This window comes from Streptomyces corallincola (assembly GCF_019104725.1).
GTDB lineage: Bacteria > Actinomycetota > Actinomycetes > Streptomycetales > Streptomycetaceae > Streptomyces > Streptomyces corallincola.
The window spans coordinates 24,698-46,239 of the sequence record NZ_JAHRXF010000016.1 but is presented as its reverse complement, the minus strand read 5'-3'; the positions used below and the strand labels follow the sequence as shown (position 1 = coordinate 46,239).

Sequence of the window (21,542 nt, the reverse complement as noted above, 5' to 3'; positions counted from 1 at the left end):
TGATGATCGCGGCAAAGGCCCGGTCGGCTGCCGTGGACCGGGCCGTGAACGGCCGGTGAACAGGGTCTCGGACCCATCCGATAGCCTCTGCCGACATGCCGCCCCGAGGTGCCGCGCCCAGGGCACCCCGCACATGACAGACCGGTGCCCCGCGCGCCGGCACCCAGGGAGATGAGTTCGGTTGCCGACCGCCATCGTCACCGGTCAGCCGGTGCCCGGATCGACGCTGGAGGCCGACCTGCGGTCCCTCGGCTTCGACGTACGGGCGGCCGGTGACACCCCCGAGGCGGAGACGCTGATCGCCGCCGTACCGGCCGACCGGCGGGTGGCCCTGGTGGACGCCCGGTTCGTCGGCCACCGGCACGCGCTGCGCCTCGCGCTCACCGACCCCCGGTACCCGCTCGCCGCCGTACCCGGCGCCGTCACCGCGCAGCCCGCCGCCCGGCAGGCCCTCACCCGCGCCCTGGCCCGCGAGACCTCCGCCGGAGGCGGCACCGCCCTCGCCGTGGACAGCCTCGCGGACCGCGTGGTCACCGCGCTCGGCGCCGACGGCGACGAGGTGCACCGCCCCGAGCTGGGCACCCTGGTGGCCGCCGTCCCCGCCGACCCGCAGGCCCGCAACGAGGCCCGGCAGTCGGTCGCCGCCGTGGACGACGAGGCGGTCCGGCTGAAGTCGGCGGTCAAGGCCCGCGACGGCTTCTTCACCACATTCTGCATCAGCCCGTACTCCCGCCACCTGGCCCGCTGGTGCGCCCGCCGGGGCCTCACCCCGAACCAGGTCACCACCGCCTCGCTGATCACCGCGCTGATCGCGGCCGGCTGCGCGGCCACCGGCACCCGCGCCGGGTTCGTCGCGGCCGGGGTGCTGCTGCTCGCCTCGTTCGTGCTCGACTGCACCGACGGCCAGCTCGCCCGCTACGCGCTGAAGTACTCCACGCTCGGCGCCTGGCTGGACGCCACCTTCGACCGGGCCAAGGAGTACGCCTACTACGCGGGCCTCGCGCTCGGCGCGGCCCGCGGCGGGGACGACGTGTGGGCGCTCGCGCTCGGCGCGATGGTCCTCCAGACCTGTCGGCACGTCGTGGACTTCTCCTTCAACGAGGCCAACCACGACGCCACCGCCAACACCAGCCCCACCGCCGCCCTCTCCGACCGGCTCGACGGCCTCGGCTGGACGGTCTGGCTGCGCCGGATGATCGTGCTGCCCATCGGGGAGCGCTGGGCGATGATCGCCGTGCTCACCGCCGTCACCACCCCCCGTATCACCCTCGTCGTGCTGCTGATCGGCTGCGCCTTCGCCGCCTGCTACACCACGGCGGGCCGGGTGCTGCGCTCGGTGACCCGGCGCGCGGTGCGCACCGACCGCGCCGCCGGGGCGCTGGCCGACCTCACCGACTCCGGCCCGCTCGCGCACCTCCTCGGCCGCCTCGCGCGCCGGGGCCTGCCCGGCCTCGCCGTCCCCGCCGTCGCCCTGCTCGGCGGCGCCGCCGTCGTCGCCTGCGCCGCCCTCACCCGCTTCGGCGGCTGGCTCCCGGTCGCGGGCGCCGCCCTCTACGTCCTCACCTCCGCGCTCGCCGTCGCCCGCCCCCTCAAGGGCGCCCTCGACTGGCTGGTCCCGCCGCTGTTCCGGGCCGCCGAATACGGCACCGTCCTGGCGCTGGCGGGCAAAGCGGAGGTGAACGGGGCGCTTCCGGCGGCTTTCGGGCTGGTGGCCGCCGTCGCCTACCATCACTACGACACGGTCTACCGCATCCGCACCGGCGCCGGTTCTCCCCCCGCCTGGCTGGTGCGTGCCGTCGGGGGGCAGGAGGGGCGCACGCTGCTCGTCGCCGTCCTGGCCGCCGTGCTCACCGCCCCGCAGTTCAAGGCCGCGCTCACGGTTCTCGCCGTGGCCGTCGCCCTCGTGGTGCTCGCCGAGAGCATCCGCTTCTGGGCGTCCTCCGGGGCGCCCGCCGTACACGACGAAGGAGAACCCGCATGATCGGCCTCGTTCTGGCGGCCGGCGCCGGACGGCGTCTGCGCCCCTACACCGACACCCTCCCCAAGGCCCTGGTGCCGGTGGGCCCCGAGGGCGACGAGGAGTCGCTGACCGTCCTCGACCTCACCCTGGGCAACTTCGCGGAGGTCGGTCTCACCGAGGTCGGGATCATCGTCGGATACCGCAAGGAGGCCGTCTACGCCCGCAAGGAGGCGCTGGAGGCCAAGTACGGGCTGAAGCTGACCCTCATCGACAACGACAAGGCCGAGGAGTGGAACAACGCCTACTCCCTGTGGTGCGGCCGTGACGCCCTCAAGGACGGGGTGATCCTCGCCAACGGCGACACCGTGCACCCCGTCTCCGTCGAGAAGACGCTGCTCGCCGCCCGCGGCGACGGCAAGCGGATCATCCTCGCCCTGGACACCGTCAAGTCCCTCGCCGACGAGGAGATGAAGGTCGTCGTCGAGCCCGGCAAGGGCGTGCGCCGCATCACCAAGCTGATGGACCCCGCCGAGGCCACCGGCGAGTACATCGGTGTGACGCTGATCGAGGGCGACGCCGCCGAGGAGCTGGCCGACGCGCTGCGCACCACCTTCGAGCGCGACCCGCAGCTGTACTACGAGGACGGCTACCAGGAGCTGGTCAACCGCGGCTTCACCATCGACGTCGAGCCGATCGGCGACATCAGCTGGGTCGAGATCGACAACCACGACGACCTCGCACGGGGCCGGGAGATCGCGTGCCAGTACTGACGCGGCTCATCCCCTCGCCGCTCGTCGTGGACATCCGCGCGGGTGCCCTCGACGACCTGGCCGCGGTCCTCGCGGACGAGCGGATCTCGCACGCCGGGCGGCTCGCCATAGCCGTCAGCGGCGGCTCCGGCGCCCGTATCCGCGAGCGCATCGCGCCCTCGCTGCCCGGCGCCTCGTGGTTCGAGGTCGGCGGCGGCACCCTGGACGACGCCGTGCGGCTGGCGGACGAGATGAAGTCCGGCCACTACGACGCGGTCGTCGGCCTCGGCGGCGGCAAGATCATCGACTGCGCCAAGTTCGCCGCCGCCCGGATCGGGCTGCCGCTCGTCGCCGTCGCCACCAACCTGGCGCACGACGGCCTGTGCTCCCCGGTCGCCACCCTGGACAACGACGCGGGCCGCGGCTCGTACGGCGTGCCCAACCCGATCGCCGTGGTCATCGACCTCAACGTGATCCGGGAGGCCCCGGTCCGCTTCGTGCGCTCCGGCATCGGTGACGTCATCTCCAACATCTCCGCCGTCGCGGACTGGGAGCTGGCCAACCGGGTCAACGGCGAGAAGGTGGACGGCCTGGCCGCCGCGATGGCCCGGCAGGCGGGCGAGGCCGTACTGCGCCACCCCGGCGGGATCGGCGACGACGGGTTCCTCCAGGTGCTCGCCGAGTCCCTGGTGCTCACCGGCATCTCCATGTCGGTCTCCGGCGACTCCCGCCCCTCCTCGGGCGCCTGCCACGAGATCAACCACGCCTTCGACCTGCTGTTCCCCAAGCGCGCCGCCGCCCACGGCGAACAGTGCGGGATCGGCGCCGCGTTCGCCATGTACCTGCGCGGGGCGCACGAGGAGGCCGCCGAGATCGCCGGTGTGCTGCGCCGTCACGGCCTCCCGGTGCTGCCGGAGGAGATCGGCTTCGACGTGGACGAGTTCGTCCGCGCCGTGGAGTTCGCCCCGGAGACCCGGCCGGGCCGCTACACGATCCTCGAACACCTCGCCCTCACGACGACCCAGATCAAGGACATCTACGCCGACTATGTCAAGGCCATCGGTAGCTGAACTCCGCCCGGTCGTGCACCCCGCCGGGGTGAAGGACCGGCGCAGCGGTGAGCACTGGGCGGGACGCCTCTACATGCGCGAGGTGTCCCTCCGCATCGACCGCTACCTGGTGAACACCAGGGTCACGCCCAACCAGCTCACGTACCTGATGACCGTCTGCGGTGTGCTCGCCGCACCGGCGCTGCTGGTGCCCGGCATCACCGGCGCCGTGCTCGGCGTCCTCGCCACCCAGCTCTACCTGCTGCTGGACTGCGTGGACGGCGAGGTCGCCCGCTGGAAGAAGCAGTACTCGCTGGGCGGGGTCTACCTGGACCGGGTCGGCGCCTACCTCACCGACGCGGCCGTCCTGGTCGGCCTCGGCCTGCGCGCCGCCGACCTGTGGGGCAGCGGCCGTATCGACTGGCTGTGGGCGTTCCTCGGCACCCTGGCCGCGCTCGGCGCGATCCTGATCAAGGCCGAGACCGACCTCGTCGGTGTCGCCCGCCACCAGGCCGGGCTCGCCGTCGTCCAGGAGTCCGCCGCCGAGCCCCGCTCCTCCGGCATGGCGCTGGCCCGCCGGGCCGCCGCCGCGCTCAAGTTCCACCGGCTGATCCTCGGCATCGAGGCCGCCCTGCTGATCCTGGTCCTCGCGGTCATCGACCAGATCCGCGGCGACCTGTTCTTCACCCGGCTCGGCACCGCCGTCCTCGCCGGGATCGCCCTGCTGCAGACCCTGCTGCACCTGGTGTCCATCCTCGCGTCCAGCAGGCTGAGGTGAGCGGTATGAAGATCGGCGCCGTCATCATCACGATGGGCAACCGCCCCGACGAACTCCGTGCGCTCATCGACTCGGTCGCCAAGCAGGACGGCGACCCGGTCGAGGTCGTCGTCGTCGGCAACGGATCGCCCGTCCCGGACGTCCCCGAGGGCGTACGGACCGTCGAACTCCCGGAGAACCTGGGCATCCCCGGCGGGCGCAACGTCGGCATCCAGGCGTTCGGCCCCGGCGGAGGGGACGTGGACGTCCTCCTCTTCCTCGACGACGACGGCCTGCTCGCCCGCAACGACACCGCCGAACTGTGCCGCCGCGCCTTCGCGGACGACGACCGGCTCGGCATCGTCAGCTTCCGCATCGCGGACCCGGAGACCGGCGCGACCCAGCGTCGGCACGTGCCCCGGCTGCGCGCCGCCGACCCGATGCGCTCCTCCCGCGTGACCACCTTCCTCGGCGGCGCCAACGCGGTCCGCACCGCGGTCTTCGCCCAGGTCGGCGGGTTGCCGGACGAGTTCTTCTACGCCCATGAGGAGACCGACCTCGCCTGGCGTGCCCTGGACGCCGGGTGGATGATCGACTACCGGTCGGACATGGTGCTGTACCACCCGACGACCGCCCCCTCCCGGCACGCGGTCTACCACCGCATGGTCGCCCGCAACCGGGTCTGGCTGGCCCGGCGCAACCTCCCCGCCCTCCTGGTCCCCGTCTACCTCGGGGTCTGGCTGCTGCTCACCCTGGCGCGCCGCCCGTCCGGACCGGCGCTGAAGGCATGGTTCGGCGGCTTCAAGGAGGGCTGGACCGCCCCCTGCGGACCCCGGCGCCCCATGCGGTGGCGCACGGTCTGGCGGCTCACCCGGCTGGGCCGGCCGCCCGTCATCTGACAAGCTCGACCCTGCGGGTCCACGTGCGCGGCGCGCCGGGGGAGGGACCCGGACAGCGCGCACGACGAACATGACGGACCCGACGACGAGAGCATCCGCCTGTGAGTGAGAGAACCAATGACGGAGGTGTCGCGGTGAGCGCGGCCCCGTCGCCCGACGAGGGACTGACCCCGGCGGCCCTCGCCGCCAAGTACGGGCTCGCGGTGAGCGGCGCCCGCCCCTCGCTCGGCGCGTACGTGAAGCAGCTGTGGGGGAGGCGCCACTTCATCATCGCCTTCTCCCAGGCGAAGCTGACCGCGCAGTACAGCCAGGCCAAACTCGGCCAGCTCTGGCAGGTGGCGACCCCGCTGCTGAACGCGGCCGTGTACTACTTCATCTTCGGCGTCATCCTGCACGCCAGCCGGGGCATGTCCAAGGACGTCTACATCCCGTTCCTGGTGACCGGTGTCTTCGTGTTCACCTTCACGCAGAGTTCGGTGATGTCCGGGGTCCGCGCGATCTCCGGCAACCTCGGCCTGGTGCGCGCGCTGCACTTCCCGCGCGCCGCGCTGCCGATCTCGTTCTCGCTCCAGCAGCTCCAGCAGCTGCTGTTCTCGCTGATCGTGATGTTCCTGGTGGCCATCGGGTTCGGCAACTACCCCGGCATGTCGTGGCTGCTGATCATCCCGATCCTGCTGCTCCAGCTGCTGTTCAACACCGGGCTGGCGCTGATCGTGGCGCGGGCCGGGGCGAAGACACCCGACCTCGCGCAGCTGATGCCGTTCCTGCTGCGGACCTGGATGTACGCCTCCGGTGTCATGTTCTCCATCTCCGGGATGCTCAAGGACCGCCCGGAGTGGGCCAAGCTGCTGCTCCAGATCAACCCGGCCGCCGTCTACATGGACCTGATGCGGTTCGCCCTGATCGACGGCTACGGCGCCGCGCAGAACCTGCCCCCGCACGTCTGGGGCATCGCGCTGGGCTGGGCCGTGGTCTTCTTCGTGGGCGGCTTCGTGTACTTCTGGAAGGCTGAGGAGCGGTACGGCCGTGGCTGAGCAGACCCCTGAGCGCGACCTCGTACGGGACCGCGACCCGCGTCCCACGGTCATCGCCGACGAACTGCACATCGTCTACCGCGTCAACGGCGCCAGGACGGGCAAGGGCAGCGCGACCTCCGCGCTCAGCCGCATCCTGCGGCGCGGCGACGAGCGGGGGGTGCGCAAGGTGCACGCGGTGCGCGGTGTCTCCTTCGTCGCCCGGCGCGGCGAGGCCATCGGCCTGATCGGGTCCAACGGCTCCGGCAAGTCCACGCTGCTGCGGGCCATCGCCGGTCTGCTGCCCGCCGAGAGCGGCAAGGTCTACACCGACGGCCAGCCCTCGCTGCTGGGCGTGAACGCGGCCCTGATGAACGACCTCACCGGCGAGCGGAACGTCATCCTGGGCGGCCTGGCGATGGGCATGTCCCGTGAGCAGGTCAAGGAGCGCTACCAGGGCATCGTGGACTTCTCGGGGATCAACGAGAAGGGCGACTTCATCACGCTGCCGATGCGGACGTACTCCTCCGGCATGGCCGCGCGGCTGCGGTTCTCCATCGCCGCCGCCAAGGACCACGACGTCCTCATGATCGACGAGGCGCTGGCCACCGGTGACCGCAAGTTCCAGAAGCGCTCCGAGGCCCGTATCCGGGAGCTGCGCAAGGAGGCCGGTACGGTCTTCCTGGTCAGCCACAACAACAAGTCCATCCGCGACACCTGCGACCGCGTCCTGTGGCTGGAGCGCGGCGAGCTGCGCATGGACGGGCCCACCGAAGAGGTGCTCGGGGAGTACGAGAAGTTCACCGGCAAGTAGCCGACGACGTACCCCGCGGCCCCGTCCGGAACGCTCCGGGCGGGGCCGTCGCCGTGCCGCGGGGGAGGGCCGCGGGGAGTGCCGCAGGGGGAAAGGGGGAGTGCCGCAGGGAAAAAGGGTGTCAACTTCCGGTCGGCTCAGGAATCTTGACGGCGATCGACGTGTTGTTGTGACGTGCGGGACACCCCGGCGGACCACGCTGCGTTGTACAACGTAAGCTGTAGCGGTCCCGTAAAGCGGCAAGTGGGGCGATAATGCGCGACACCCTCCGCCGGAGTCCCTGCGCAGGACTGGGCGGCGTGTCCGAAATAGTGTGTATTGGGTAGGCAGTGTAGAACGGGAGATGTGACGGCAATGGCTACGGAAACTCCCCGGCTCAGCGCAGCACGTGCCGTCCCCGCCCCGGGCAGCGCGCGATGACGGGAAGCGGTACGGCGCCCGGACTGGAACGCGCCACCCTGGACAAGGCCGCGAGCGAGAACTTCCCCGTGGCCCCCTTCTTCCTGCCCCGTGCCTGGCGCGCCGACCTCATGGCCGTCTACGGCTTCGCCCGCCTGGTGGACGACATCGGCGACGGCGACCTCGCCCCCGGTGGAGCCGACGCCCGCGCCCTCGGCGTCTCCGAGGCCGACGCCGCCGACCGGCACGGCCTGCTCGACGCCTTCGAGGCCGACCTCGCCCGCGTCTTCGACGGCACCCCCCGCCACCCCCTGCTGCGCCGCCTCCAGCCGACCGTGCGCGGTCGCGGTCTGACCCCCGAGCCGTTCCACGGCCTGATCGCCGCCAACCGCCAGGACCAGCTCGTCGCCCGCTACGAGACCTACGAGGACCTCCTCGCCTACTGCGAACTCTCCGCGAACCCCGTCGGCCGCCTCGTCCTCGCCGTCACCGGTACCTCCACCCCCGAACGCGTCCGCCTCTCGGACGCGGTCTGCACCGCGCTGCAGATCGTGGAGCACCTCCAGGACGTCGCGGAGGACCTCGCCCGCGACCGGATCTACCTCCCGGCCGAGGACATGAAGCGGTTCCACGTCACCGAAACCGACCTCGCCGCGCAAACCACGGGCGCGTCGGTGCGCGCCCTGGTCGCGTACGAAGCGCAACGCGCCCGCGATCTGCTGAATGAAGGCGCCCCCCTGGTGGGTAGCGTCCACGGCAGACTGAAGCTGCTGCTGGCGGGGTTCGTGGCGGGGGGTAGGGCGGCGGTCGGCGCGATCGCCGCCGCCGCGTACGACGTACTTCCCGGCCCGCCCCGCCCCGGCAAGGTCCAGTTGCTGCGCGAGGTGGGCACGACCCTGCGAGGAGAGGGGTGATCCGGACCGTGGAGTCCGTACCACACGCGTCCGCGCCGGTACTCGCCGCCTACGGCTACTGCGAGACCGTCACCGGGCAGCAGGCCCGCAACTTCGCCTACGGCATCCGCCTGCTGCCGTCCGCCAAGCGCCGCGCCATGTCGGCGCTCTACGCCTTCTCCCGGCGCGTGGACGACATCGGCGACGGCGACCTGCCCGGCGACGCCAAGGTGGCCCGGCTGGAGGAGACCCGCACCCTGCTCGCCCGGGTCCGCGCCGGTGAGGTCGCGGAGGACGACACCGACCCGGTGGGCGTCGCCCTCGCGCACGCCGCCCGCGTCTTCCCGATCCCGCTCGAAGGGCTCGACGAGCTGATCGACGGCGTCCAGATGGACCTGCGCGGCGAGACCTACGAGACCTGGGACGACCTCAAGGTCTACTGCCGCTGCGTCGCCGGGGCCATCGGCCGCCTCTCGCTCGGTGTCTTCGGCACCGAACGCGGGGCGCGCGGCGCCGAACGCGCCCCCGAGTACGCCGACACCCTCGGCCTCGCCCTCCAGCTCACCAACATCCTGCGCGACGTCCGCGAGGACGCCGAGGGCGGCCGTACGTATCTGCCCGCCGACGACCTCGCCAAGTTCGGCTGCTCGGCCGGGTTCGCCGGTCCGACCCCGCCGCCGGGCTCCGACTTCGCCGGGCTCGTCCACTTCGAAGTACGGCGCGCCCGCGCCCTGTTCGCCGAGGGCTACCGGCTGCTGCCCATGCTGGACCGGCGCAGCGGCGCCTGCGTCGCCGCGATGGCCGGTATCTACCGCCGCCTGCTGGACCGTATCGAACGCGACCCCGAGGCCGTGCTGCGCGGCCGGGTCTCGCTCCCCGGACACGAGAAGGCGTACGTCGCCGTGCGCGGACTCTCCGGCCTGGACACCCGGCACGCCTCCCGGCGGCCCGTCAGGAGGCGCGCCTGATGGACCGCGTAGACCCTGCCGACCCCGCGGCGCGCGGGCGCCGGATGCGAAGGGCAACCCTCCGCACCGGCGTGGCGTCCCTGACTGCGACGGCCGACCGTGCACCGTTCATCCAGCACGCGCGGCACACGGGGAAGGACGCACGATGAGCGAGGGGCCACGCCACCCACAGGCGTCCGGTGAGGACACACCGGAGGGGCACCGGCGTGCCGTCGTCGTCGGCGGCGGCCTCGCGGGCGTCACCGCCGCGCTCGCCCTCGCCGACGCGGGCCTCGCCGTGACCCTGCTGGAGACCCGGCCCCGGCTCGGCGGCCTCGCCTTCTCCTTCCGGCGCGGCGAACTGACCGTGGACAACGGCCAGCACGTCTACCTGCGCTGCTGCACCGCCTACCGCTGGTTCCTCGACCGGATCGGCGCGGCCGCGCTCGCCCCGCTGCAGGATCGTCTCGACGTGCCCGTTCTCGACCCGAGACGGCCCGCCGGGCGCAGACTCGGGCGGCTGCGTCGCGACGCGCTGCCCGTGCCCCTGCACCTCGGCCGCAGCCTCGCGGCCTACCCGCACCTCTCGCTCGCCGAGCGCGCCGCCGTCGGCCGCGCCGCACTCGCGCTGAGACGTCTCGACCTCGCCGATCCGGCCCTCGACGCACAGGACTTCGGCGGCTGGCTGGCCACGCACGGCCAGTCGGCGCGCGCCGTCGAGGCCCTCTGGGACCTGGTCGGGGTCGCCACGCTCAACGCGGTCGCGGGCGACGCCTCGCTGGCACTCGCCGCGATGGTGTTCAAGACCGGTCTGCTGTCCGACCCGGGCGCGGCCGACATCGGCTGGGCCCATGTGCCGCTGGGCGAACTGCACGACCGGCTGGCCCGCAGGGCGCTCGACGCCGCGGGCGTGCGTACCGAGGTCCGTACACGCGTCACCTCCGTCTCCCCCCAGGAGAACGGCGGCTGGAGCGTTCGGGTTCCCGGCGGGACGAGGTCCGCCGACGCGGTCGTCCTCGCCGTACCCCAGCGCGAGGCGCACGCCCTGCTGCCGCCCGGCGCGCTGGACGCCCCCGAGCGCCTGCTGGAGCTGGACACCGCGCCCATCCTCAACGTGCACGTCGTCTACGACCGCACCGTGCTCACCCGGCCGTTCTTCGCCGCCCTCGGCAGCCCCGTGCAGTGGGTGTTCGACCGTACCCACGCCTCCGGGCTGACGGACGGCCAGTATCTGGCGCTGTCCCAGTCCGCCGCACAGGGCGAGATCGACACCCCCGTGGCGGAGCTGCGCGAGCGGTATCTGCCGGAGCTGGAGCGGCTGTTGCCCCGCGCGCGGGGTGCCGAGGTACGGGACTTCTTCGTCACCCGCGAACGCACCGCCACCTTCGCCCCCGCACCCGGCACCGCCCGGCTCCGCCCCGGCGCCCGCACCCGGGAACCCGGCCTCTACCTGGCCGGGGCATGGACCGCCACCGGCTGGCCCGCGACGATGGAGGGCGCCGTCCGCAGCGGGGTGTCCGCCGCCGACGCGGCCCTCGGCGCGCTGGGCAGAGCCCGTCCGCGCGGCCTCTACACGGCCGACGCGACGGCCCGTCCCGCCCCCGGACCCGACTTCGCGGAACACCTCCGCACCCCCGGCCGACAGCCGCAGGCCACCGGCGCCCCGCGAGGCGGTGCCCGGTGACGGCCCAACCGTACGCGGCAGCCCCGCGCACCCCCGGTACCGCGACAAGAGGAGAGACTGTGCCCACTGTTCCCCCGGCCCCGACGCCCGCCCGGAGAGCCGAGGTGGACGTGACCGCGCTCCTGGAGCGCGGGCGCACCCTGGCCGCACCGGTCCTGCGCGCGGCCGTGGACCGGCTGGCCCCTCCGATGGACACCGTCGCCGCCTACCACTTCGGCTGGATCGACGCTGCCGGAAACCCGGCCGACGGCGACGGCGGCAAGGCCGTGCGTCCCGCCCTCGCGGTGCTCTCCGCCGAGGTCACCGGCGCCGCCCCCGAGACCGGCGTGCCCGGCGCGGTCGCCGTGGAGCTGGTGCACAACTTCTCGCTGCTGCACGACGACCTGATGGACGGCGACGAGCAGCGCAGGCACCGCGACACGGTGTGGAAGGTGCACGGCCCCGCCCAGGCGATTCTGGTCGGTGACGCCCTGTTCGCCCTCGCCAACGAGGTGCTGCTGGAGCTCGGCACCGTCGAGGCGGGCCGCGCCACCCGGCGGCTCACCAGCGCCACCCGGGCCCTGATCGACGGTCAGGCGCAGGACATCTCCTACGAGCACCGCGACCGGGTCAGCGTCGCGGAGTGCCTGGAGATGGAGGGCAACAAGACCGGCGCCCTGCTCGCCGCGTCCAGCTCCATCGGCGCCGTCCTCGGCGGCGCCGACGACCGCACCGCCGACACCCTGGAGCGCTACGGCCACCACCTCGGCCTCGCCTTCCAGGCGGTGGACGACCTGCTCGGCATCTGGGGCGACCCGGATTCCACCGGCAAGCAGACCTGGAGCGATCTGCGCCAGCGCAAGAAGTCGCTGCCCGTGGTCGCCGCCCTCGCGGCCGGGGGCCCGGCCTCCGAGCGGCTCGGCGAGATGCTCGCCGCCGACGCCAAGAGCAGCGACTTCGAGAACTTCTCCGAGGCCGAGTTCGCCGCCCGCGCCGCCCTCATCGAGGAGGCCGGGGGCCGCGAATGGACCGCCGAGGAGGCACGCCGCCAGCACCGCGTCGCCCTTGACGCGCTGGACGCCGTGGACATGCCCGACCGGGTGCGCGACGCGTTCGCGGCGCTCGCCGACTTCGTCGTCGTACGGAAGAGATGAGCGCCATCGGCCGGAGCCTCGCGTAGTCGCCGGCCGGACGCCCCCGCGAGGGGCGGGCCGGCCGACGGCGGACCCACAGCAGCACGACTCACGACTGCACGAAGGGGAAGCCATGACAGCGACGACCGACGGAAGCACCGGGGCGGCCCTGCCGTCCCGCGCTGCCGCGGCCAGTGACACCGACCGCACCGCCCACGAGGCGGCCGGGACGCGGGACACGGCCGCCCGCGCCACCCGCCGCGCCACCGAGTTCCTGCTCGCCCTCCAGGACGACCAGGGCTGGTGGAAGGGCGATCTGGAGACCAACGTCACGATGGACGCCGAGGACCTGCTGCTCCGCCAGTTCCTCGGCATCCGCGACGAGGCGACCACCCGCGCCTCCGCGCTGTTCGTGCGCGGGCAGCAGCGCGAGGACGGCGCCTGGGCCACCTTCCACGGCGGCCCGGGAGACCTGTCCGCCACCGTGGAGGCGTACGTCGCGCTGCGGCTCGCCGGGGACGCGCCCGACGCCCCGCACATGGCCCGCGCCTCCGCCTGGGTCCGCGAGCGCGGGGGGATCGCGGGGGCCCGGGTCTTCACCCGGATCTGGCTCGCTCTGTTCGGCTGGTGGAAGTGGGAGGACCTGCCCGAACTCCCGCCCGAGATCATCTACCTGCCGACCTGGGTGCCGCTGAACATCTACGACTTCGGCTGCTGGGCGCGGCAGACCATCGTGCCGCTCACCGTGGTCTCCGCGCACCGCCCGGTGCGGCCCGCGCCGTTCCCGCTGGACGAGCTGCACACCGACCCGGCCGACCCGAATCCCGCCAAGTCCCTCGCTCCGGTGGCCAGTTGGGACGGTGCGTTCCAGCGGCTCGACAAGGTGCTGCACCGGTTCCGCAAGGTGGCGCCGCGTCGGCTGCGCAAGGCGGCGATGCGTACGGCGGCCCGCTGGATCATCGAGCGCCAGGAGAACGACGGCTGCTGGGGCGGCATCCAGCCCCCGGCCGTCTACTCGGTCATCGCGCTGCACTTGCTCGGCTACGACCTCGAACACCCCGTGATGCGCGCGGGACTTGAGTCACTGGACCGGTTCGCGGTGTGGCGCGAGGACGGCTCCCGGATGATCGAGGCGTGCCAGTCGCCGGTGTGGGACACCTGCCTCGCCGTCATCGCGCTGGCGGACGCCGGAGTGCCCGCCGACGACCCCAGACTGGTCAGAGCCGCCGACTGGATGCTCGGGGAGGAGATCGTCCGGCGCGGCGACTGGGCCGTCAAGCGGCCCCAACTCCCGCCGGGCGGCTGGGCGTTCGAGTTCCACAACGACAACTACCCGGACATCGACGACACCGCCGAGGTGGCCCTCGCGCTGCGCCGGGTCCGCCACCACGACCCCGACCGGGTGGAGGGCGCCCTCGGCCGCGCGGTCCGCTGGAACCTCGGGATGCAGTCGAAGAACGGCGCCTGGGGCGCGTTCGACGTGGACAACACCAGCAAGTTCCCCAACCGGCTGCCGTTCTGCGACTTCGGCGAGGTCATCGACCCGCCGTCCGCCGATGTCACCGCGCACGTGGTGGAGATGCTGGCCGCCGAGGGCCTCGCCCACGACCCGCGCACCCGGCGCGGCATCGACTGGCTGCTCGCCGAACAGGAGCCGGACGGCTCGTGGTTCGGCCGCTGGGGCGTCAACTACGTGTACGGCACCGGCTCGGTGGTGCCCGCCCTGACCGCCGCCGGACTGCCCGGCACCCACCCGGCGATCCGGCGCGCGGTGACCTGGCTGGAGCGCGTCCAGAACGAGGACGGCGGCTGGGGCGAGGACCTGCGCTCCTACCGGTACGCCAGGGAGTGGAGCGGACGCGGGGTCTCCACCGCCTCGCAGACCGCGTGGGCGCTGATGGCGCTGCTCGCGGCGGGGGAACGGGACTCCGCCGCCGTCGAGCGCGGGGTGCGGTGGCTGGTGGAGACCCAGGCCGAGGACGGCTCCTGGGACGAGCCGTACTTCACCGGCACCGGCTTCCCCTGGGACTTCTCCATCAACTACCACCTGTACCGGCAGGTGTTCCCGCTCACCGCGCTCGGCCGCTACCTCAACGGCGACCCCTTCGAGCGCCCCCCGCTGGCCCGTACCGCCCGGCCGCACGGCCGCGGCGCCGCCGGGGAGGGCTGAGTGGACGGCGCGCCCGCCCCGGCCCCGCTGCTGATCGCCTGCGCGCTCGGCATCGAGCACCTCGCGCTGCGCACCGGCGCACGCGGCGTGCCCGGCGGCCCGTACCGCCTCGTACGGACCGGAATGGGCCCGAAGGCGGCCGAGCGGTCGGTCGCCGGACATCTGGCGGACCCGGCGCTGGCCGGTGCGGCCGTGCTGGCCACCGGGTTCTGCGCCGGGCTCGCCCCCGGCACCCACCCCGGCGACCTGATCGTCGCCGAGGAGACCCGCGACACGTACGGGACCGTCCCGTGCGAGGGCACCGAACTGCTCGTCGAGGAACTCACGCGGCTGCTGCCCGGCCGCACCGTCCACACCGGTCCGCTGACCGGTTCCGACCACGTGGTCCGCGGCCCCGAACGGTCCGCGCTGCGCGCCACCGGGGCGCTCGCGGTGGACATGGAGTCCGCCGCCACGCTCCGGACCGCCTCGGGCGCCGGTGCGCGCCCGGTTGCGGCCGTCCGGGTGGTCGTGGACGCTCCAGAACATGAACTCGTCCGGATCGGCACGGTACGCGGTGGAATATCGGCTTTCCGCGTTCTTCGGTCCGTTCTTCCCGCGTTTTTCGATTGGCACCGTTCATTGCTGCTCCCCCGGAGGTGAGCCCAGATGGCCATGCCGCTGCGCCAGTCCATCAAGGTCGCTACATACCTGGCCGAACAGAAGATCCGCAAGCGCGACAAGTTCCCGCTGATCGTCGAGCTGGAGCCGCTGTTCGCCTGCAACCTCAAGTGCGAGGGCTGCGGCAAGATCCAGCACCCGGCGGGCGTGCTGAAACAGCGCATGCCGGTCGCGCAGGCCGTCGGCGCGGTGCTGGAGTCCGGTGCGCCGATGGTCTCCATCGCCGGTGGCGAACCGTTGATGCACCCGCAGATCGACGAGATCGTGCGGCAGCTGGTGGCGAAGAAGAAGTACGTCTTCCTCTGCACCAACGCCATGCTGCTGCGCAAGAAGATGGAGAAGTTCACCCCCTCGCCCTACTTCGCCTTCGCGGTGCACATCGACGGGCTGCGAGAGCGGCACGACGAGTCCGTCGCCAAGGAGGGCGTGTTCGACGAGGCGGTCGAGGCCATCAAGGAGGCCAAGCGGCAGGGCTTCCGGGTGACCACCAACTCCACCTTCTTCAACACCGACACCCCCCAGACGATCATCGAGGTGCTCAACTTCCTCAATGACGACCTGGAGGTGGACGAGATGATGATCTCGCCCGCCTACGCCTACGAGAAGGCCCCCGACCAGGAGCACTTCCTCGGCGTCGAGCAGACCCGCGAACTCTTCAAGAAGGCGTTCGCGGGCGGCAACCGGCGCCGCTGGCGGCTCAACCACTCCCCGCTCTTCCTGGACTTCCTGGAGGGCAAGGTCGATTTCCCCTGCACGGCCTGGGCGATCCCCAACTACTCCCTCTTCGGCTGGCAGCGCCCCTGCTACCTGATGAGCGACGGGTACGTCCCCACGTACCGCGAACTGGTCGAGGACACCGACTGGGACAAGTACGGCCGGGGCAAGGACCCGCGCTGCGCCAACTGCATGGCGCACTGCGGCTACGAGCCGACCGCCGTCCTCGCCACGATGGGCTCCCTGAAGGAGTCCCTGCGGGCGATGCGCGAGACCGTCTCCGGGAACCGGGAGTAGGCCCGTGACCGCCGTACCCCCGGAGCGCTCTCCGGGGTTCCGGCCCGTCCCGCCGCCCGCGGCACCTGTCGCGGGCGGTCCGGGCCGGGCCGGTGGCGGTCGGCTCCACCCCGCCGCACGGAGCGGACCGGCAGACAGCACGGCACGGACCGAGAGGGGGCCAGCGTGACGATCCTGGAGAACATCCGGCACCCGCGCGACCTGAGGAAGCTGTCCGAGACGGAACTCGGCGCGCTGTCCGAGGAGATACGCCAGTTCCTGGTGGAGGCGGTGTCCCGGACCGGCGGACACCTCGGACCCAACCTGGGCGTGGTCGAGCTGACCATCGCCCTGCACCGGGTCTTCGCCTCGCCGGTGGACCGGATTCTGCTGGACACCGGCCACCAGAGCTATGTGCACAAACTGCTGACGGGACGCCAGGACTTCTCCAAGCTGCGCGGCAAGGGCGGCCTGTCCGGCTACCCCTCGCGCGAGGAGTCCGAGCACGACGTCATCGAGAACAGCCACGCCTCCACCGCGCTCGGCTGGGCCGACGGGCTCGCCAAGGCCCACCAGGTGCGCGGCACCGGGGGACACGTGGTCGCCCTCATCGGGGACGGCGCGCTCACCGGCGGCATGGCCTGGGAGGCGCTGAACAACATCGCCGCCGCCAAGGACCGCCCGCTGATCATCGTCGTCAACGACAACGAGCGCTCCTACGCGCCCACCATCGGCGGCCTCGCCAACCACCTGGCCACCCTGCGCACCACCGACGGCTACGAACGCTTCCTCGCCTGGGGCAAGGACGTCCTCCAGCGCACCCCCGTGGTCGGCGGCACCCTCTACGACTCGCTGCACGGCGCCAAGAAGGGCCTCAAGGACGCCGTCGCACCGCAGGGCATGTTCGAGGACCTGGGCCTGAAGTACGTCGGCCCCATCGACGGCCACGACATCGCCGCCGTCGAGTCCGCGCTGCGCCGCGCCAAGCGGTTCGGCGGCCCGGTCGTCGTGCACTGCCTCACCGAGAAGGGCCGCGGCTACGAACCCGCCCTCGCGCACGACGAGGACCGCTTCCACACCGTCGGCGTGATGGACCCGCTGACCTGCGAGCCGCTCACCCCGGCCGCCGCACCCTCCTGGACCTCCGTGTTCGGCGACGAGATCGTGCGCATCGGGGAGGAGCGCCCGGACGTCGTCGCCGTCACCGCCGCCATGCTGCACCCCGTGGGACTCGGCGCCTTCGCCGCCCGCTTCCCCGGCCGGGTCTGGGACGTGGGCATCGCGGAGCAGCACGCCACCGTCTCCGCCGCCGGACTCGCCACCGGCGGCCTGCACCCCGTCGTCGCCGTCTACGCCACGTTCCTCAACCGCGCCTTCGACCAGCTCCTGATGGACGTGGCCCTGCACAGGTGCGGGGTGACGTTCGTCCTGGACCGCGCCGGGGTCACCGGGGTGGACGGGCCCTCGCACAACGGCATGTGGGACATGTCCATCCTCCAGGTCGTGCCCGGTCTGCGCATCGCCGCCCCCCGCGACGCCGGACAGCTGCGCGCCCAGCTCCGCGAGGCCGTGGACGTGGCGGACGCGCCCACCCTGATCCGCTTCCCCAAGGAGTCCGTCGGCCCGGACATCCCGGCGCTCGACCAGGTCGGCGGCCTGGACGTGCTGCGCCGCGACACCGCGCCCGAGGTGCTGCTCGTCGCCGTCGGCGTGATGGCGCCGGTCTGCCTCCAGGCCGCCGACCTGCTCGCCGCACGCGGCATCGGCTGCACCGTCGTGGACCCGCGCTGGGTGAAACCCGTCGATCCGGCGCTGCCCCCGCTCGCGGCCCGGCACCGGCTGGTCGCCGTCGTGGAGGACAACAGCCGCGCCGCCGGGGTCGGTTCGGCGGTCGCGCTCGCCCTCGGGGACGCCGACGTGGACGTACCGGTACGCCGGTTCGGCATCCCGGAGCAGTTCCTCGCGCACGCCAAGCGCGGCGAGGTGCTGGCCGACATCGGGCTGACCCCCGTGGAGATCGCCGGCCGGATCGGAGCCGCCCTCGCCGCGCACGAACCGGCCACCGACCTGGGCACTCTCAAGGAGACGACTGAATGACCACGGAGTTCGACCTCGGCGCGCTCCTCGCCGAGCGGGGAGCCGAGCGCTACGAGCTGCACGCCAAGTACCTCAACCCGCAGCTCCCGCGCATGCTGCACACCATCGGCTTCGACAGGGTCTACGAACGGGCCGAGGGCGCCCACTTCTTCGACGCCGACGGCAACGACCACCTGGACATGCTCGCCGGGTTCGGTGTGATGGGCCTGGGCCGCCACCACCCGGTCGTCCGCAAGGCGCTGCACGACGTACTGGACGCCGACCTCGCCGACCTCACCCGGTTCGACTGCCAGCCGCTGCCCGGCCTGCTCGCGGAACGCCTGCTGGCGCACAGCCCGCACCTGGACCGGGTGTTCTTCGGCAACAGCGGCACCGAGGCCGTCGAGACCGCCCTGAAGTTCGCCCGGTACGCCACCGGGAAACCCCGCGTCCTGTACTGCGACCACGCCTTCCACGGGCTGACCACCGGCTCCCTGTCGGTCAACGGCGAGGACGGCTTCCGCGACGGCTTCGCCCCGCTGCTGCCCGACACCGCGATCCCCCTCGGAGACCTCGACGCGCTCGCCCGCGAGCTGAGGAAGGGCGACGTCGCCGCCCTCATCGTGGAGCCCATCCAGGGCAAGGGCGTCCACGAGGCCCCGCCCGGCTATCTCCTCGCCGCCCAGGAACTCCTGCGCAAGCACAAGGCGTTGCTCATCGCGGACGAGGTGCAGACCGGCCTCGGCCGCACCGGCGACTTCTACGCCTACCAGCACGAAGACGGCGTCGAACCCGACCTGGTCTGCGTAGCCAAGGCGCTCTCCGGCGGCTACGTCCCGGTCAGCGCCACCCTCGGCCGGGACTGGATCTTCAAGAAGGTCTACTCCTCGATGGACCGCGTCCTGGTCCACTCCGCCAGCTTCGGCGCCAACGCGCAGGCGATGGCCGCCGGACTCGCCGTGCTGTCGGTCATGGAGAACGAGCAGATCGTCGCCAACGTCCGCACCACCGGCGAACTCCTCAGGTCCCGGCTCGCCGCCCTCATCGACACCTACGAGCTGCTGGCCGACGTACGCGGCCGGGGCCTGATGATCGGCATCGAGTTCGGCCGCCCGACCTCGCTGAAGCTGCGCGGTCGCTGGACCATGCTCCAGGCCGCCCGCAAGGGCCTGTTCGCGCAGATGGTGGTCGTACCCCTGCTCCAGCGGCACCGGATTCTCACCCAGGTCTCCGGCGACCACCTGGAGGTCATCAAGCTGATCCCGCCGCTGGTGCTGGACGAGGCCGACGTGGACCGGTTCGTGGACGCGTTCACCGCCGTCATGGACGACGCGCACAGCGGGGGCGGACTGATGTGGGACTTCGGGAAGACGCTGATCAAGCAGGCGGTGGCCAACCGCTGAGGGAGCTTCGGCGCTTGGCTCGGGCTTGGCTTGGGCTTGGGCTTGGGCTTGGGCTTGGGGGCGGGGGTTGGGGTTGGGCTTGGGGCGGGGATTTTGCCTCTGAGGCAAGAAAATTGCCCCGGAGGCAAGGTTCCGGCTGAATGGAGGCATGAACGCCTCGGACGCCGTACCGGCGGGGGAGGGCGGCGATCCGCTGCCCGCCGTCGCGCCTCAACTCCGCGCCCTGCGGCGGCGCGCGGCCCTCACCCTGGAGGCCGCCGCCCGCTCCGCCGGGCTCTCCCCGGCCCACCTCTCCCGGCTGGAGACCGGCCTGCGCCAGCCCTCGCTGCCCATGCTGCTCGCACTGGCCCGCGTCTACGGTACGACCGTCTCCGACCTGCTCGGTGAATCCGCAGCCGACCGGGACTCCGTCGTCCGTGCCGCCGACATGGAACCCACCCGCGCCGGTGGCTGGACCTACCTCCGGGCCGGGGCCCAGGGGCGCGGCATGCAGGCCCTGCGCGTCCAGGTGCCGTACGGCGCGCAGGGCGACATCGTGCGCGTCCACCCCGGTGAGGAGTGGCTGTACGTCCTGAAGGGGCGGCTCCGGCTGCGCCTCGGGGACACCGCGCACCTCCTCGCGCCCGGCGACAGCGCCCACTTCGACTCGCTCACCCCGCACCGGCTCGCCGCCGAGGACCACGAAGGGGTCGAGCTGCTGTTCGTCCACACCCTCTTGCAGAGTCCCACGGCCACGCTGTGCCTGGGCCCGACCACCGGAGAGCAGTCGTCATGACCGACATCGAGGAGAAGTTCCCCCGGTCCCTGTGGATTCGGCTCATCATCTACATCGCGCTGGGGCACGTACTGGCCGCGTTCCTGTACCTGCTGTTCTCGGTGGGCGCCAAGAGCTGAGCCGTACGACGGGACAGGGGCGGGGGCGGGGGACTCGGGGTGGGCCGGGTGCGGGTGCCGGGCCGGGGCTGGGGCGGGGCTCAGTGCACGAGGTGGTCGCGCAGCCGTTCCCGTGCCTCCGGGGTCAGGTTCAGCCCGCGCTCGTAGTAGGTGTCGAAGTCGCCCCAGACCTCCTCGATCCGGCTCAGCGCGGCCAGCAGGTACTCGGCGCGTGCGTCGAACAGGGGGCTGAGCAGCTCCATCACCTCGGGGGTGTGCGCGGTTTCGGCGTTGCCGCCGCGGCGCACCCGGTAGCGCCGGTGCGGGGCGTTGGACTCCAGGTAGTCCGCGACGACCGCGTCCCGCTCCACGCCGACGGCGAGCAGTGTGACGGCGACCGAGACACCCGCCCGGTCCTTCCCGGCGGCGCAGTGCATCAGCGCGGGCAGACTGTCGTCGGCCAGCGCGCCGAGCACCCGCGCGTGTTCGTCGGTGCGCTCGGTGACCATCGCGCGGTACGACGCGATCATGCGGTCGGTGCCCTTGGTGCCGTCGAGGATGTCCCGGAGCTGGTCCACGTCGCCGTCGCGGACCATCCGCCAGAACTCGGCACCGTCCGCCGGGTCGCTGAGCGGCAGGTTCACGTTCCGCACGCCGGGCAGCTCGACGTCCGGGCCCTCCAGCCTCTGGTCGGCCGCGTTGCGGAAGTCGAACACGGTACGCAGGCCCAGCGACCCCAGGAAGACGGCGTCCGCGGCGGTCGCGTGCGCGAGATGGCCGCTGCGGAACAGCACACCGGGGCGCACCCGGCGCCCGTCCGCGGTGGGCAGTCCGCCCACGTCGCGGAAGTTGCGCACACCGGTCAGCCCGGCTTCGGTCGAGGGGACCTGCTGCGTCACGGGGGCTCTCCTTCGGGCCGGCCCCGCCCGCGCGGCTCGCGGGCGGTCATGGCGACGACGATACGACGCCGGGTCCGGGAGCGGCCCGGACACCGTCGCAGGCGGGACACTTGTCCGCTTCCGTGCGCTGTGGGCCTTCTGTAGGCAATGGGGCTTTCTCTGTCAACTCGCCCGGTAATGGGGTGACATGAAGTC

The 21,542-nt window shown here is 72.6% G+C and carries 20 protein-coding genes; 19 read left to right on the top strand and 1 reads right to left on the bottom strand.

Going from position 1 to position 21,542, the window contains the following annotated elements; translation table 11 throughout:
• Window positions 1-181: 181 nt before the first annotated feature.
• The 19 genes from KUM39_RS13215 (at window position 182) to KUM39_RS13130 (ending at window position 20,469) form a co-directional block, all read left to right on the top strand.
• Window positions 182-1,981: a DUF5941 domain-containing protein gene (locus KUM39_RS13215; protein WP_217785779.1), complete on the top strand. Its 1,800-nt coding sequence runs from the start codon at window positions 182-184 to the stop codon at window positions 1,979-1,981.
• Window positions 1,978-2,730: a phosphocholine cytidylyltransferase family protein gene (locus tag KUM39_RS13210; RefSeq protein WP_217785778.1), complete on the top strand. Its 753-nt coding sequence runs from the start codon at window positions 1,978-1,980 to the stop codon at window positions 2,728-2,730. The genes KUM39_RS13215 and KUM39_RS13210 overlap by 4 nt, the downstream gene beginning before the upstream one ends.
• On the top strand, window positions 2,718-3,779 hold the full coding sequence (locus KUM39_RS13205) for an iron-containing alcohol dehydrogenase family protein (protein WP_217785777.1): 1,062 nt from the start codon (window positions 2,718-2,720) through the stop codon (window positions 3,777-3,779). The genes KUM39_RS13210 and KUM39_RS13205 overlap by 13 nt, the downstream gene beginning before the upstream one ends.
• Window positions 3,757-4,536 carry a CDP-alcohol phosphatidyltransferase family protein gene (locus KUM39_RS13200; RefSeq protein WP_217785776.1) on the top strand — a complete coding sequence of 260 codons (780 nt, stop codon included), beginning with the start codon at window positions 3,757-3,759 and terminating at the stop codon, window positions 4,534-4,536. Before KUM39_RS13205 ends, KUM39_RS13200 begins: the two co-directional genes overlap by 23 nt.
• Window positions 4,537-4,541: 5 nt before the next feature.
• On the top strand, window positions 4,542-5,414 hold the full coding sequence (locus tag KUM39_RS13195; protein WP_217785775.1) for a glycosyltransferase family 2 protein: 873 nt from the start codon (window positions 4,542-4,544) through the stop codon (window positions 5,412-5,414).
• Between the two features lie 101 nt (window positions 5,415-5,515).
• Complete coding sequence (locus KUM39_RS13190) at window positions 5,516-6,448, top strand: ABC transporter permease (RefSeq protein ID WP_217785774.1); 933 nt, start codon at window positions 5,516-5,518, stop codon at window positions 6,446-6,448.
• Complete coding sequence (locus KUM39_RS13185; RefSeq protein WP_217785773.1) at window positions 6,441-7,241, top strand: ABC transporter ATP-binding protein; 801 nt, start codon at window positions 6,441-6,443, stop codon at window positions 7,239-7,241. Before KUM39_RS13190 ends, KUM39_RS13185 begins: the two co-directional genes overlap by 8 nt.
• Before the next feature lie 416 nt (window positions 7,242-7,657).
• A complete protein-coding gene (hpnC, locus tag KUM39_RS13180; RefSeq protein ID WP_217785772.1) occupies window positions 7,658-8,554 on the top strand; it encodes a squalene synthase HpnC in 897 nt (298 codons plus the stop codon).
• A complete protein-coding gene (gene hpnD, locus KUM39_RS13175; protein ID WP_217785771.1) occupies window positions 8,551-9,501 on the top strand; it encodes a presqualene diphosphate synthase HpnD in 951 nt (316 codons plus the stop codon). The genes hpnC and hpnD overlap by 4 nt, the downstream gene beginning before the upstream one ends.
• A complete protein-coding gene (locus KUM39_RS28780) occupies window positions 9,501-9,650 on the top strand; it encodes a DUF6380 family protein (protein ID WP_372455749.1) in 150 nt (49 codons plus the stop codon). The genes hpnD and KUM39_RS28780 overlap by 1 nt, the downstream gene beginning before the upstream one ends.
• A complete protein-coding gene (hpnE, locus tag KUM39_RS13170; RefSeq protein ID WP_217785770.1) occupies window positions 9,647-11,164 on the top strand; it encodes a hydroxysqualene dehydroxylase HpnE in 1,518 nt (505 codons plus the stop codon). Before KUM39_RS28780 ends, hpnE begins: the two co-directional genes overlap by 4 nt.
• A gap of 59 nt (window positions 11,165-11,223) precedes the next feature.
• The gene (locus KUM39_RS13165; protein ID WP_217785769.1) at window positions 11,224-12,297 is read left to right on the top strand and encodes a polyprenyl synthetase family protein; all 1,074 of its coding nucleotides are present in this window, start codon (window positions 11,224-11,226) and stop codon (window positions 12,295-12,297) included.
• Between the two features lie 112 nt (window positions 12,298-12,409).
• The gene (gene shc, locus KUM39_RS13160) at window positions 12,410-14,446 is read left to right on the top strand and encodes a squalene--hopene cyclase (protein ID WP_217785768.1); all 2,037 of its coding nucleotides are present in this window, start codon (window positions 12,410-12,412) and stop codon (window positions 14,444-14,446) included.
• Window positions 14,447-15,088: a phosphorylase family protein gene (locus KUM39_RS13155; protein WP_217785767.1), complete on the top strand. Its 642-nt coding sequence runs from the start codon at window positions 14,447-14,449 to the stop codon at window positions 15,086-15,088.
• Window positions 15,089-15,094: 6 nt separating this feature from the next.
• Entirely contained in the window at window positions 15,095-16,117 is a 1,023-nt protein-coding gene (gene hpnH / locus KUM39_RS13150) for an adenosyl-hopene transferase HpnH (RefSeq protein ID WP_217785766.1), read from the top strand.
• A gap of 165 nt (window positions 16,118-16,282) precedes the next feature.
• On the top strand, window positions 16,283-18,193 hold the full coding sequence (gene dxs, locus KUM39_RS13145; protein WP_217785765.1) for a 1-deoxy-D-xylulose-5-phosphate synthase: 1,911 nt from the start codon (window positions 16,283-16,285) through the stop codon (window positions 18,191-18,193).
• The gene (locus KUM39_RS13140) at window positions 18,190-19,575 is read left to right on the top strand and encodes an aspartate aminotransferase family protein (protein WP_217785764.1); all 1,386 of its coding nucleotides are present in this window, start codon (window positions 18,190-18,192) and stop codon (window positions 19,573-19,575) included. Before dxs ends, KUM39_RS13140 begins: the two co-directional genes overlap by 4 nt.
• A gap of 148 nt (window positions 19,576-19,723) precedes the next feature.
• Entirely contained in the window at window positions 19,724-20,350 is a 627-nt protein-coding gene (locus KUM39_RS13135; protein ID WP_217785763.1) for a helix-turn-helix domain-containing protein, read from the top strand.
• On the top strand, window positions 20,347-20,469 hold the full coding sequence (locus KUM39_RS13130) for a DUF6126 family protein (protein WP_217785762.1): 123 nt from the start codon (window positions 20,347-20,349) through the stop codon (window positions 20,467-20,469). Before KUM39_RS13135 ends, KUM39_RS13130 begins: the two co-directional genes overlap by 4 nt.
• Before the next feature lie 80 nt (window positions 20,470-20,549).
• Here the strand turns inward: KUM39_RS13130 and KUM39_RS13125 are convergent, their stop codons facing one another.
• A complete protein-coding gene (locus KUM39_RS13125; protein WP_217785761.1) occupies window positions 20,550-21,347 on the bottom strand; it encodes a tyrosine-protein phosphatase in 798 nt (265 codons plus the stop codon).
• Window positions 21,348-21,542 lie beyond the last annotated feature (195 nt).